Origin of the sequence: Bacillus sp. 0209A (assembly GCF_036765095.1) — a bacterium.
In the GTDB taxonomy this organism is placed as follows: domain Bacteria; phylum Bacillota; class Bacilli; order Bacillales; family Bacillaceae; genus Bacillus; species Bacillus subtilis_G.
In genome coordinates this window covers 191704-205404 of record NZ_JBAIZV010000005.1, presented here as the reverse complement: position 1 = coordinate 205404, position 13701 = coordinate 191704, and the positions used below count along the sequence as shown (strand labels likewise).

The following is a 13701-nucleotide window of genomic DNA, read 5'->3' as shown; positions in this document are numbered from 1 at the left end:
CTTATTTGGCCACGTAGCGGTCAAGACGCCGTTCGATGACATGCTGGACGAGTGAAAGCAGGAAGCAGATCATCCAATAAATAAAGGCTGCTTCAATATAGATCACTAAAATTTGATCAAGATTCCGCGCGCCGATTTCCTGGGCTTTTCTGAACAGCTCAGCGACCAGAATCTGAGAGGCGAGGGATGTATCTTTGATCAGGCTGATAAAGGTATTGGATAATGGCGGGATCGACACCCGAAACGCCTGCGGCAAAATGACGCGGAACAGCGTTTTCTGATGTGTCATGCCGATCGTGTAGCCGGCTTCCCATTGCCCTTTCGGCACGGATAAAATAGATGCCCGGATAATTTCAGATGCATAGGCGCCGACGTTTAATGAAAAAGCGATCACTGCGCTTGGAAATGGATCTAATGTGATGTTAAAAGCCGGGAACAGATAGAAAATGATGAACAATTGAACGAGAAGAGGAGTGCCGCGTATCGCGGATACGTATACGCTGAACACCCATCTCAAAGGTCTCACTTTCGACATTCTGGCAAGCGCTGTAACCAGCGCGATGATCATTCCAAATATAAAGGAAAGAATGGTAAGGGGAATCGTATAGTAGATTCCCCCTGAAAGTATCGGCCAGAATGACTGCTGCACCAGATCCCACGGGATCGCCGTGCCAAGCGTCAATGCCGGCAGATTATTTAGAAACATCTTCGCCGAACCATTTTTTAGAAATGTTAGAAAGAGTCCCGTCCTCTTTCATTTCTTTTAATGCTTTGTTGACTTGATCCACAACCTCGCCGCTTCCTTTGCGGAACGCGAAATAGGTTGACTGCGGATCACCTGTTTCAAACGCGATTTTCACGTTTTTGTTGTCTGATGTTTTTAAGTAGTTCAATACAGCAAGTTTATCGTTGTATGTCATATCGACGCGGCCTTGCTGGATGAGCTGAAGGGATTGTGCCAAGCCTTCAACGCCTTCAACTTTCGCGCCGGCATCTGTAGCTAATTTGTTGTAGTTGCTTGTCAGTGATTGAGCTGATGTTTTTCCTTTTACATCTGCTTCAGACTTAATGTCGTTGTTGTCTTTTTTTGTCACGACAACAGCTCTTGATGTTGTGTATTTATCAGAGAAATCGTATTTGTCTTCACGGTCTGTTTTTCCGACTTGGTTGGCAATAACGTCAAACCGTTTGGAATTCAGGCCGGCAAACATACTGTCCCATTGTGTTTCCTTAAAATCGACTTTCAGCCCTAGGCGTTTTGCGGCTTCTGTGATGACTTCCACATCATAGCCAGTCAGCTTGTCCGTGTCTTTGTCGTGGAAAGTGAACGGTTCATATGTTCCTTCCGTACCGACTGTCAGCACACCTTTTTTCTTAATTGAAGCCCAAAGATCGCCGTCTTTGGCGTTATCTTTTGACTGATTGTCATTTCCTGCTCCGCAAGCTGCGAGAACTGCAATGCTTACGACCATGAATAAAGCCATTAATGCTTTTTTCATCTTATTCCCCACTTTTCTGGTTGATTTTATTGAAATAAAAAATTAGCTTACAAATCTAAAGGATAACTTTTTTTTAGTATGAGTCAAGTATTTGGTTTTCATAAGGCAAAATCTTTTAAAATAAACCCAAAAATTGATGTGCCGGTTTTGGCAAATAACTGTCCGTTCTCCACATGACAGCCGGTGTCATAATAAAGGGATTGTCTTCGATATGAACGGTATGAACGTGATTCCTCATATGAACGGGAATCATCGTAACGGGCAGAATGGAAGCGCCGAATCCGGATGAGACGAGACTGAGCAAAGTTGCGGAATCGTGGCATTCGCAAACAATGCGCGGCTCCAGATTCAAACGATGAAATTCATTCATGACCTGATTATAGACGCCTTTTCCGTTGACAGGCCGCAGCAGAATCAGCGGAAAGGAAGGGATATCTTCCATTTTAATGGTGTCCCCGCACGTATATCCGGCTTCATCGGAAAGCACGAGCACACATGGAATGTCATCAAGCTGTTTGAATTGAACCGTGTCGCTTTTGATCATTGTCGTCGTGACCGCCGCATCGATTTGACGGCTTTCCAGCAGCTCTAGCAGCGTCGCGGGCTCATTCTCCCAGATATTAAAGGTGAGGTGAGGGTATCTCTCTTTGATCTGTGTTACTTTTTCAAGCATCAGAGCTGCGCAATAGATCGTTGAACCCACGGCCAGCGTGCCGGCTACCTCCTCCTTCAGCTCTTGTACCTCGATGACTGCATCTTCAAACCTGTGCAGAATCTCCTTGGCTCTTTTCAGGAAAACAGTTCCTTCATATGTTAGCGACATTTGTTTTTTCTTATTCCGATCAAAGAGAACGACACCAAGCTCATCCTCCAGCTGCTTCAGCTGTCTGCTTAAAGGCGGCTGCGCCATGTGAAGCTTTTTGGCGGCGGATGTGATTTTCTTTTCTTGGGCGATGGTAATGAAATATCGAAGCTGTCGAATGTCCAAAAAAATAGCGCCTCCTCACTTATACCTTTTGGGTATTAAATATAGATTTAACAGATATTTATCATATGGATATATCAGGAGTATGATGGAAATGAAAGCACAATTCAAGCGTAAAGGAGGGGGCAAAGTGAAACTCGTTGTCGGAATGACAGGGGCAACAGGGGCCATTTTCGGAGTCAGGCTGCTGGAGTGGCTGAAGGCCGCCGAAGTGGAAACCCATCTCGTTGTGTCTCCTTGGGCGAACGTCACGATCAAACACGAAACAGGCTGTACATTAAAAGAAGTGGAACAACTGGCTACATACACTTATTCGCATAAGGACCAGGCGGCAGCCATTTCAAGCGGGTCGTTTGATACCGATGGAATGATTGTTGCGCCATGCAGCATGAAATCACTCGCAAGCATTCGCACCGGGATGGCGGATAATCTGCTGACACGTGCGGCGGATGTCATGCTCAAGGAGAGAAAAAAACTCGTCCTCTTAACGAGAGAGACGCCTTTAAACCAGATTCATCTCGAAAATATGCTAGCGCTTACGAAAATGGGCGCCATCATTCTTCCTCCGATGCCGGCATTTTATAATCAGCCGGGCAGCTTAGAGGAAATGGTCGACCATATTGTCTTCAGAACGTTGGACCAATTTGGCATTCGCCTTCCTGAAGCGAAACGCTGGAATGGGATTGAAAAACAAAAAGGAGGAGCTTGACCATGGCTTATCAAGATTTCAGAGAATTTCTCGCTGCCCTTGACAAAGAAGGACAGCTGCTGACAGTGAATGAAGAGGTAAAGCCGGAGCCGGATTTAGGGGCCGCGGCACGAGCAGCCAGCAATCTTGGCGATAAAAGCCCGGCGCTTTTATTCAATAACATTTACGGCTACAATAACGCGCAAATTGCGATGAATGTGATCGGTTCCTGGCCGAACCATGCGATGATGCTCGGCATGCCGAAAGACACGCCGGTTAAAGAACAGTTTTTTGAATTCGCAAAGCGTTATGAACAGTTTCCGATGCCGGTCAAACGTGAGGAAACAGCGCCGTTTCATGAAAATGAAATCACCGAAGACATCAATTTGTTCGATATACTGCCTCTTTTCAGAATTAACCAAGGAGACGGCGGCTACTATTTAGACAAAGCGTGTGTCATTTCCCGCGATCTCGAAGACCCAGACAACTTCGGCAAACAAAACGTCGGCATTTACAGAATGCAGGTCAAAGGAAAAGACCGCCTCGGCATTCAGCCTGTACCGCAGCACGATATTGCGGTCCATCTGCGCCAAGCTGAAGAACGCGGGGTCAATCTTCCAGTCACCATTGCACTCGGCTGTGAGCCGGTCATTACAACGGCGGCATCGACTCCGCTTCTTTATGATCAATCAGAATACGAAATGGCGGGCGCGATTCAAGGCGAACCTTATCGCATTGTGAAATCAAAGCTGTCCGATCTAGATGTTCCAGGGGGCGCCGAAGTGGTGCTTGAAGGTGAAATCATTGCCGGAGAACGTGAGTATGAAGGCCCGTTCGGTGAGTTCACAGGCCATTATTCCGGCGGCCGCAGCATGCCGATTATCAAAATTAAACGCGTATATCACAGAAACAATCCGATTTTTGAACATTTATACTTAGGCATGCCTTGGACAGAATGCGATTACATGATTGGCATTAACACTTGTGTGCCGCTTTATCAGCAGTTAAAAGAAGCATATCCGAATGAAATTGTGGCTGTGAACGCCATGTACACACACGGTTTAATCGCGATTGTTTCCACAAAAACCCGCTATGGCGGATTTGCGAAAGCGGTCGGCATGCGCGCACTCACAACACCGCACGGACTTGGCTACTGCAAAATGGTCATTGTCGTTGACGAGGATGTCGATCCATTCAACCTTCCGCAGGTCATGTGGGCGCTTTCGACCAAAATGCATCCGAAACACGATGCGGTCATCATCCCGGAATTATCTGTCCTGCCGCTTGACCCGGGATCTAACCCATCAGGAATCACTCATAAAATGATTCTGGACGCCACTACACCTACTGCGCCAGAAACAAGAGGCCACTATTCACAGCCGCTTGATTCACCATTAACAACGAAAGAATGGGAACAAAAACTAATGGACTTGATGAATAAATAAGGAAAGGATGATCGACATGCATACATGTCCTCGATGCGATTCAAAAAAGGGAGAAATCATGAGCAAATCGCCTGTAGAAGGCGCCTGGGAAGTTTATCAGTGCCAAACATGCTTTTTTACATGGAGATCCTGTGAGCCGGAAAGCATGACAAATCCCGCGAAATACAATCCGGCGTTTAAAATTAATCCGAAGGAAACTGAAACAGCAATTGAAGTTCCGGCTGTGCCGGAACGAAAGGCCTGATCAGCGTGAGTTGTATATCAGACCGTCTCTTTGAGCTGCTTGACGGGAATCGCCTGAAGGAGAAGCAGCAGGAGGCTTTCGTTCTGCAAACGGTATCGGAGGATGGCTGGCCGCACGCCGCTATGATCAGCGTGGGAGAAATCATCGCTCTAAGCCGGACAGATATCCGAATCGCTTTGTGGAAAAACACAGTGACTGCCGCCAACATTCTTCGGACAGGAAAAGCGCAGTTCACGGCATGGTGGAAGGGATCAGCCCATTATGTAAAGCTGCAATGTGAGCTTTTGCCGCCTTTGAAAGAAGCCGAATATGACAGAGAACGTTTTGCCTGCCGCGTCGTTTCTGTGAAGGAAGACGTTGGAAATATGCTGATTTGACTTCCGGTGTCCGTATCCGGCTTCACAGCCCTGATGAGGTGCTGAACAGATGGGAAAAGACGCTTGAGGAATTAAAACAGTAATATAGACAGCTCGAAAAAGTGAATCGTTTTCTTAGAAACAGCCGGTCTAGAGAGAAAGAAACGCTTTGAAATAGACATCGCGAATTTGCAGCAAGACATCAAAAAAGATCCTGAGAGACGCTTCGTACACATGTGTACGAAGCGCTGAGGCGAAAAGCTTTTATCAAGAGCGACCGCATGCTGCTCTATGGAATGGTGATTTCACGAATATGCCGATCATTGATGAATGATGGGGCCATACATTTGCCGGGTTTGTCTTATTCAGCGGTGAGCAGATGTTCAAATGCAGTGTACATTGGATTAGGGAGAAGATATGAATACCTGGTCGCTCCTGTTGCGCTGTGGGATATTGTTGACGGTTTATATTCCCATGTGGAGAAGGTTATTTTTGAGGGTAGCGGCCATCAGCCGATGCTAGAAGAACCGCAAGCCCTAGGAAAGCTTCAGCAAAAGGATGGACAAATAAGAAACAGCCCGCAGGCTAAAATCCGAGGGCTGTTTCTTATTATAAGACCCCTTTCATCGCACGCTTGATAATCGGCGAAAGCAGCAGAAGAATGCCGCCAAGTACGATAGAAATCAAGCCGATGGTGCCGAAGTAAGTTGTTTCAGGAATTTTATCAAATAATCCGGCTACTTGGGCATTGATCGCTTGGGCTGCTGCGTTAGTCAGAAACCACATACTCATTGTCTGTGCAGAGAATGCAGCTGGCGCCAGTTTCGTTGTCACGGATAAACCGACTGGAGACAGGCACAGCTCTCCAAGCACGACAAGCAGGAAGCTGAGAACGAGCCAAAGCGGGCTTACGAGTGCTTCTTTTCCTTGCATAGCCGGGAATACCATAATGATAAATGACAATCCGGCTAGAATAATTCCGATTGAGAATTTAACTGGCGTGGACGGCTGGCGTTTGCCAAGCTTCATCCATAGCCACGCGAAAATTGGCGCGAAAATGACGACAAACAATGGGTTTAATGATTGGAACCAAGATGACTGAAGTTCTAATCCGCCCAATGAAAGCCTTGTGCGTTCATCAGCGTATACCGCAAGAATGGTCGCTCCCTGTTCCTGAATGGCCCAGAACATGACAGCACCGATAAACAAAGGAATGTAAGCGGCAAGACGAGATTTTTCTGTTTTGTCCGCTTTTTTGCTTGTAAACATGATGATGAAATAAACAATAGGAATCAAAATACCGAGAATACTGACAAGGTCGATGAAACCATTGACCGTCAGCACGCCTGTTTGTACAGAAATAATCACTGCGATCGCCACAATGATAACACCGATTCCAGTACCAATCGCAGATTTTTTAGACAGCGGATTCGGCACATTTGAGCCTGCAAGCCCGAGGTTTTTCTTTCTTGTCAGAGCATATACGATAAGTCCGAGAAGCATTCCGACTGCGGCAGCTCCGAAGCCAAGATGATAGTTGTACTTCTGTCCGAGTGTTCCGACAATTAACGGCGCAAGTAAACCGCCAAGGTTAATCCCCATGTAGAAAATACTAAAACCTGAGTCGCGGCGCGGGTCTTCTTTCGTGTAAAGATCTCCAACCACACTTGAAACGTTTGGTTTTAATAAGCCTGTTCCGATAATGATAAGTGCCATGCTGATATAGAATGCTGTCGCGCTGCCCGGATAGGCGAGTGCAATGTGGCCGAACATAATGAATATGCCGCCGTAAAACACGGTGTTTGCGGTTCCGAATACCCGGTCAGCGAGCCATCCGCCGATAATAGTGGACATGTATACGAGTGATCCGTAAATTGACATAATGGCAACCGCTGTGCCTTTGTCAAAGCCAAGCCCTCCGTTTACCGTCTCTGTATACAAATAGTAAAGTAAGATTGCTCTCATTCCATAGTAAGAGAAACGCTCCCAAAATTCGGTGAAAAATAGCGTAAATAGTCCCCGCGGGTGACCAAAGAACCCTTTTTGCGGGACGCTTTTGATGATACTTTCGTTATCAATCGAAGCCATGTCAGCCAAACCCTTTCTTAAAAAAGTGTATTATAAAAATCATATTCTTATATAATACTTGTGTCAATATAATTTATACGCATTTCAAATAGTTCCATAATGGAAAAATTATAAATGTATGAAAATAGTGGTTTTATCCTAATTATTAAGTCCTTTTTCGTAAGATTTTCTTACAAAACTATTCCTTTATATTTTTTTGATAAAATTTTAGAGAGATGTGCAAGCGGATCGGGCCTTTGTGAGTATCATGATAGTAATCATGGAGAAGGAGGCTCGCAATTGGCTGAATTCATATTAAATGCGGCGGATTTCGGTATTTCAGGAGATGGTAAAACGGATTCAACAGAACTGATTAATCAGTGCCTCAGTATGGCTGTTTCGAAAGGATATCATACGGTCTGGTTTCCAAAGGGAACCTATTTAATAGACGGAACGCTTGGAGCAGATCCTAATCAGAAGTTTCGACATGCGGGGATTAAGGTTCCCGCCAACCTTGAGATTGTGATGGACCCCGAGTGTATCATCAAAGTCATCCCGAACAGTTCGTGGGGTTATTCCGCATTTTATGTAGGCAAGCAAGAAAATATCACCATTTCCGGAGGACAAATTATCGGCGAACGCGATGAGCATACGTACGCGTCCGCGGGGGTAAGGTCAACCCATGAATGGGGCTTCGGCATATGTATTGAAGGCTGTTCGAATGTTGTCATTGATGATGTCAAAATTTCGGATTTTACCGGCGACGGGATCATTGTCAGTCCAAGGGGATTAAAGACAAATAATGATTATCGAACGTCAGAGCATATTACCATCCGCCGCTGTGAGGTTCGGCGGTCGAGGAGAAATAACATTTCTATTACCGGATGTGACAGGGTTACGGTGGAGGAATGCGTGATTGAAGGCGCCGGAACGGGGAATGGAACAGCGCCGAAATTCGGAATTGACATAGAAGGATATGGCGAAGGCGATGTTGACTATGAAGAACCGATCAATGTATCCATTCGCAATAACCATTTTATAGGGAATGTTTCAAGTTCTGTGACCAATTTTAACGGGTACGGCATTTCAATAGAAGGAAACCACTCAGACAATACCATCAGCTATGGGTATGGAGCGCAGACTGTGATCAAAGGAAATATTCTCAGACGGGAGAAAGACGCGGCTCCTGCGCCTAGAGTCGGGATTACGGGACTCGGTGTGTCACAAGGAAAAGAGAGCAGTGATGCGGTGATCGCCGGCAATCTCATTACCGGGTTTTCATCCGGGATTGATGTCAGGGGAAAGAGCGTGCTTGTTACGAACAACAAAATCAGCAACTTTGAAAACACAGGGATATTGGTTTATCAGTCATCCGACGTAAAGGTAGACGGCAACCAGATTCAAAACGGACTGTCTGAAACAAGGCGCAGTACCGGCATTCGCGCAGTGCTGTCAGATGATGCCGCATTTTTGAATAACTGCCTCATTCAAGTCATTGACGGCGTGAATATTTCCGGGGGCGATATGATCATTAAAGATAATGTGCTGAGAAAATTCAGCCGGGGGATTTGGATCGCTCAAGGAAACGCGGTGATTGAAGGAAATACACTGAATCCTGACGCGTTTGAAGCAGTCCCTGAATCATATACTGTTTCTGTTACAAACAATGCGAGCGCTATCATCAAAAACAACACATGTAAAGAGTTTAAAAATTACCCGATTTACTGTTCCACAAGTGCGAAAACCTCAATTATCGGCAACCACTTCGAAAGATCTCCGCTTTTGGTCACCATCTATATCAACGCCGGTGTGCATGAGATTTTGGATAATACCATTTCAGTCAACAGAACAGCCGGAAATCCGATCGTCATGTATATCAACGGTTCTACGGGCTCTATCATTTCTGGAAACACCATCAATAACCTCTCCGCAGGCACGGCGACAGCCATTCAAACAAACACCTCAACCAATTCGAAAATCATCGGCAATCGCATCTTCAAAGGAACCATCAGCAAACATAGCAGCGATACAGCAGACGGCAATATAATCGTCTGAAAACCGCCCCTTCTAGGGGTTCTTTTTTTTCGATTTATACATCAAGAATATTTCTCTGCTCAATTCCAACATAAAAAATAAAAACACGATCCACTCAGCAAACGTTGTCATTTTGAAGCTGGACATATTGTTGTATATGGCTTTTATCAAGCTGAACCCTTGCAGCGTGTCCATGAAAACAGAAATAACTAACAGACAAAACAATAAAAGCGCGGTCACGCCTAATATCTTCATGATTGATCACCCTCCGCCTTTTAGTTTCTATCTTTATCAGAGAGTTATACCGCTCGCCGGACACATGCATAATCTTAACGCCTAAAGGGAGAATATGAGAAAACGACAAAGAAAGGTATTTGTGTATGCCTTTATTTTCAAAGCGAAAGAACAATACCGATGCAAAAGACAAGCAGAATACAGAAGAAAAGAATCACGAACAGCAGAAAGAAAAAGAAAGGCCGGTTCTCATTTCCCCAAGTTTGGAAAAAAACATAGCGGAAATGAAGAAGGAAGTCGGAAGCAGCGCTGATGTCATCATTCGCGAGATCAAAATCGGGGAACAGGAGCGTGTCCGCCTCGCCGTTATTTATATTGCGGGTCTGGTCGATAATAACACGCTTCATGAATCCTTAATTGAGCCTTTGGTTGAAGACCAGTCCATTCAAAATTCTCATGCGATCCAGCAGATTCTAGAAAAAACGCTTCCGCTGGGCGGGGTGAAAGCGGATAAGGATTGGGACAAGCTTTTTTCTGAATTAATGCTCGGCAATGCGCTGGTTTTTGCAGACGATTCAGAAGAGGCGCTGATCTGCAGCACACAGGGCGGAGAAAAGCGCTCCATCCAAGAGCCGAGCACCCAGGTGTCCTTTCGCGGCCCGCGCCAAGGGTTTACAGAGTCTCTTCAAACCAATATTTCCATGGTCCGACGATACATCAAAAATCCGAATGTATGGGTAGAGAAAATGAAAATCGGATCTGTAACACACACGGATGTCGCGCTGATGTACATTCATGGCATTTGTGAGGAAAAGGTGCTGAAGGAAGTTCGCTCACGCCTGAAAAGAATAGATATTGACAGTATTTTAGAGTCGGGATATATCGAGCAGCTGATTGAAGATGAAACATTTACAACGTTTCCGACCATGTATCATACAGAACGCCCTGATGTTGTAGCGGGAAATCTGCTGGAAGGAAGATTTGCGATCCTTGTGGACGGAACGCCGTTTGTTCTGATTGCCCCGGCCTTATTTGTTCAATTCTTTCAGTCTGTTGAAGATTATTATTCGCGCTTTGACATTGCGACAAGCATAAGGATACTGCGGGTTTTAGTCTTTTTTATTTCACTTGTGGCGCCGGCTGTTTACGTGGCGGCCACGACGTTTCATCAGGAAATGATTCCCACACAGCTTTTGGTTGTCATTGCCGCCCAGCGGGAAATTGTCCCATTTCCGGCTGTTGTCGAAGCACTCACGATGGAGATTGCGTTTGAGATTCTCAGAGAAGCGGGAGTCAGGCTTCCGCGTGTCGTCGGCTCGGCGGTGTCTATCGTAGGTGCGCTTGTTATCGGCCAGGCCGCCGTACAGGCTGGCATCGTCTCTCCGGCTATGGTCATCATCGTTGCCCTCACGGCTATTGCCAGCTTTGCAACACCGGCGTTTGCGATGGCGATTTCAGCCCGGCTCATTCGGTTCATCTTTATTATTGCATCAGCTATTATAGGATTTTACGGGCTGATTTTAGGGATTATTATCATGATTGTCCATTTATGCAGCCTTCGTTCCTTTGGCGTTCCTTATATGTCGCCGCTTGCTCCCTATTCTTCTCAAGGTGTAAAGGACACGCTGTTTAGGGTGCCGTGGTGGGCCGATGAAAAACGGCCGGAATCAATCAGCAAGAAAGATAAAGTGCGCCAGTCAAAACATCAGCGGCCTTTGCCTGACGCTTCACGGGGAATGGTGAACAAAGAACTGGAAGAAGGGGATAAGGATGATACGTAATCGTGTATTAGCCGTTATCATGCTTTTAAGCATCATTGTGCTGCCCGGCTGCTGGGATAAGCGGGAACTGACGGACCTGGCGATTATTTCGGCAATTGGCATTGATAGAACAAATGAAGGAAACTATGTACTGCATTTTCAAATTATCAATCCCGGAAATGTAGCCGGCGGGCTTCAGGGAGGCGGCGCGGGAGACAGGCCGCCTGTATCCGTTTATTCGATTGAAGGTGACAACATGACGGAAGCGCTTAGAAAAGCCTCGATGAAAGTATCAAGGCGGCTTTACTTTGCCCATACGAATCTGATCGTGATCAGTGAAAAGCTGGCGAAAGAGGAAGGGTTGGATTTTGTGTTAGATAATCTTGACCGCGACACAGAATTCAGAACAACAGCCACAGTGGTCATCGCTCATAAAACGAAAGCGGAAAACATTGTGAAAACCCTGACCCCGATTGACAAAATTCCGTCAAATAAAGTCAATAAAACACTCGACTTTACACAGGCCCAATATGGGCGGGTCATTAAAACAAATATTCAGGACGTCATAAAAACTCTTGCTGCTTCGACACAAGCGCCGGTCATACCCGGGTATTTGATGATCGGTGACAGCGAAAAAGGGATCAGCCTGGAAAATACACAGGCGACTGATCCGAAAGCGATTCTTCAGGCGAACGGTTTAGCGGTCTTCGATAAAACCGGCCATTTAAAATATTGGATTGAAGATGATACGGTAAGCTCCGGTGTGGTTTGGCTTAAGAATCAAATTCAGCACACGTATATTAATACCGATTGGGGCAAGACAAAGGATGCGGTAAGCTTACAGATCACGCATCAAGTCACAAAGCTAAGCCCCGAGATGCGTAACGGCCGCCCGCGAATTCATGTTCATGTCACTGTCGAAGGCATCATAGACGCGGTCAAATACCCGTTTCAATTGTCTGATCCAAAGGTGCTGGCAAGCATCGAAAAAGCGCTAAACAAAGAATTGGAACATGAAATCAGCAGAACTGTTAAAACCATTAAAAAGAATAAAATAGATTTTATCGGATTTGGAGAGACGATCTACAGAAAGTATCCAAAGCAGTGGGAAAAAATGAAACGCACATGGGACAAAGAGTATTTGCCTGAACTGCCTGTCGATGTAAAGGCGGAGACGTATATCAGAAGAACGGGATTGCGTAATAATCCGCTCAGGCACCAGCTTGACTATGAATAGGCCTTAGAGAAAGGGGAAGTGACAGATGGAAAAAGCCCAAATCAGCATAAGGCAGCTGTTTGTCATGATTATCATTTTTGAGCTGGGCAGCTCCTTATTGATTACCCCGGGGACGATTGCGGGCCGTGATGCTTGGATAGCAGTGCTTTTGGGCTGTGCGGGCGGTTTGTTTCTGTTTTATTTGTATCAGGGCATATACCAATGCTACCCGGACTTTTCCCCGAAAGAATATATGGATGATATGCTCGGCACCACGCTCAGCTGGATTTTTTCATTTCTCTATATCTTATACTTTGCCTATATTGCCGCCCGGGTGCTGCGTGATTTCGGAGAAATGCTGCTGACGTTTGCATATCATGATACACCTATCATTATTGTCAATGCGCTATTAATATTTGTAAGCATTTATGCAGTCAGAAAAGGGATTGAAGTGCTGGCCCGGTCAGCGGAACTTCTTTTTGGGGCCATGTATTTATTAGGTGCGCTCGGTCTCGTACTGCTTATTGTATCAGGCTCTGTAGAACCGCAAAATTTAAAACCGGTTTTAGCAGACGGCGTTTATCCTATCGTTCACTCGGTTTTTACGCAAACGATGTATGTACCGTTCGGTGAGGTTGTTTTATTTGTGATGATTTTTCCTTATCTCAGTGATCGTAAAGGTGTAAAAAAAACGGGGATGCTTGCCATGATCATCAGCGGATTGGTTGTGACGCTTACCGTGGCGATTAATATCAGTGTGCTTGATGTTGATTTGACATTGAGATCTCAGTTTCCGCTATTAAGCACAATTCAGACGATCAAGGTTGAAGAATTTTTAGACCGTCTCGACGTCCTTTTTATGCTGGCGCTGATTATCGGCGGTTTCTTTAAGGTCAGCCTTTATTTATACGCGGTGGTGGTGGGCGCGTCCACGCTTTTTAAGGAAAAGAACCCTTCTCAACTGGCTTATCCGATGGGATTTGGCATCTTAGTCCTTTCCATTACGATTGCGACCAACTTTTCGGAGCATTTGAACGAAGGCCTGAATGTGGTGCCGCTCTATATTCATTTGCCTTTTCAGTTTTTGTTTCCGCTTTTCTTGTTTATCTTAGCCGTTTGGAAAAAGAAGAGAAGAGAGAAATTAAAGCCGTCGGAAGAAAAGAAACAATAAAA

The 13701-nt window shown here is 45.6% G+C and carries 12 protein-coding genes and 2 pseudogenes; 9 read left to right on the top strand and 5 right to left on the bottom strand.

The features are described 5' to 3' along the window. Window position 1: 1 nt before the first annotated feature. The 3 genes from tcyB to bsdA all read right to left on the bottom strand — a co-directional run bounded on the left by tcyB (window position 2) and on the right by bsdA (window position 2487). Window positions 2–706, bottom strand: a complete 705-nt coding sequence (gene tcyB, locus V6D44_RS17975) for a cystine ABC transporter permease TcyB (protein WP_087993056.1) — start codon at window positions 704–706, stop codon at window positions 2–4. Next, the gene (tcyA, locus tag V6D44_RS17970; protein ID WP_087993055.1) at window positions 693–1499 is read right to left on the bottom strand and encodes a cystine ABC transporter substrate-binding lipoprotein TcyA; all 807 of its coding nucleotides are present in this window, start codon (window positions 1497–1499) and stop codon (window positions 693–695) included. Before tcyA ends, tcyB begins: the two co-directional genes overlap by 14 nt. A 115-nt stretch (window positions 1500–1614) precedes the next feature. Beyond that, window positions 1615–2487: a transcriptional regulator BsdA gene (gene bsdA / locus V6D44_RS17965; protein WP_087993054.1), complete on the bottom strand. Its 873-nt coding sequence runs from the start codon at window positions 2485–2487 to the stop codon at window positions 1615–1617. A 91-nt stretch (window positions 2488–2578) separates the two neighbouring features. Here bsdA and V6D44_RS17960 point away from each other — a divergent pair, with 91 nt between their 5' ends. The 5 genes and pseudogenes from V6D44_RS17960 to V6D44_RS17940 all read left to right on the top strand — a co-directional run. Continuing rightward, window positions 2579–3193 (top strand): non-oxidative hydroxyarylic acid decarboxylases subunit B, encoded by a 615-nt coding sequence (locus tag V6D44_RS17960; protein WP_202328860.1) that lies wholly within the window; start codon window positions 2579–2581, stop codon window positions 3191–3193. A gap of 2 nt (window positions 3194–3195) precedes the next feature. After that, window positions 3196–4617 carry a phenolic acid decarboxylase BsdC gene (gene bsdC / locus V6D44_RS17955; protein ID WP_202328863.1) on the top strand — a complete coding sequence of 474 codons (1422 nt, stop codon included), beginning with the start codon at window positions 3196–3198 and terminating at the stop codon, window positions 4615–4617. A gap of 16 nt (window positions 4618–4633) precedes the next feature. Beyond that, on the top strand, window positions 4634–4861 hold the full coding sequence (gene bsdD, locus V6D44_RS17950) for a phenolic acid decarboxylase subunit BsdD (protein ID WP_087993051.1): 228 nt from the start codon (window positions 4634–4636) through the stop codon (window positions 4859–4861). Beyond that, a pseudogene (locus tag V6D44_RS17945) lies at window positions 4858–5321 on the top strand (pyridoxamine 5'-phosphate oxidase family protein). The gene bsdD and the pseudogene V6D44_RS17945 overlap by 4 nt, the downstream one beginning before the upstream one ends. A gap of 28 nt (window positions 5322–5349) precedes the next feature. After that, window positions 5350–5787 (top strand): annotated as a pseudogene (locus V6D44_RS17940) (alpha/beta fold hydrolase); the annotation flags it as partial. Between the two features lie 39 nt (window positions 5788–5826). On the opposite strand, the gene V6D44_RS17935 reads toward V6D44_RS17940, so the two are convergent. Then, on the bottom strand, window positions 5827–7305 hold the full coding sequence (locus V6D44_RS17935) for a peptide MFS transporter (RefSeq protein ID WP_087993049.1): 1479 nt from the start codon (window positions 7303–7305) through the stop codon (window positions 5827–5829). 279 nt (window positions 7306–7584) lie between these two features. On the opposite strand from V6D44_RS17935, the gene V6D44_RS17930 reads away from it, so the two are divergent. Then, complete coding sequence (locus V6D44_RS17930; RefSeq protein ID WP_202328873.1) at window positions 7585–9339, top strand: right-handed parallel beta-helix repeat-containing protein; 1755 nt, start codon at window positions 7585–7587, stop codon at window positions 9337–9339. A gap of 12 nt (window positions 9340–9351) precedes the next feature. On the opposite strand, the gene V6D44_RS17925 is transcribed toward V6D44_RS17930, so the two are convergent. Next, window positions 9352–9573, bottom strand: coding sequence for a hypothetical protein (locus V6D44_RS17925; RefSeq protein ID WP_087993047.1), 222 nt, complete (start codon window positions 9571–9573; stop codon window positions 9352–9354). A gap of 125 nt (window positions 9574–9698) precedes the next feature. Between V6D44_RS17925 and gerKA the strand changes: the two genes are divergently transcribed. From gerKA to V6D44_RS17910, 3 genes are read left to right on the top strand one after another with little or no spacing between them, the layout of a single operon-like run. Continuing rightward, a complete protein-coding gene (gerKA, locus tag V6D44_RS17920; RefSeq protein WP_333516781.1) occupies window positions 9699–11333 on the top strand; it encodes a spore germination protein GerKA in 1635 nt (544 codons plus the stop codon). Next, a complete protein-coding gene (locus V6D44_RS17915; protein WP_202328874.1) occupies window positions 11323–12549 on the top strand; it encodes a Ger(x)C family spore germination protein in 1227 nt (408 codons plus the stop codon). The genes gerKA and V6D44_RS17915 overlap by 11 nt, the downstream gene beginning before the upstream one ends. A gap of 25 nt (window positions 12550–12574) precedes the next feature. Next, the gene (locus V6D44_RS17910) at window positions 12575–13699 is read left to right on the top strand and encodes a spore germination protein (protein ID WP_333516780.1); all 1125 of its coding nucleotides are present in this window, start codon (window positions 12575–12577) and stop codon (window positions 13697–13699) included. Window positions 13700–13701 lie beyond the last annotated feature (2 nt).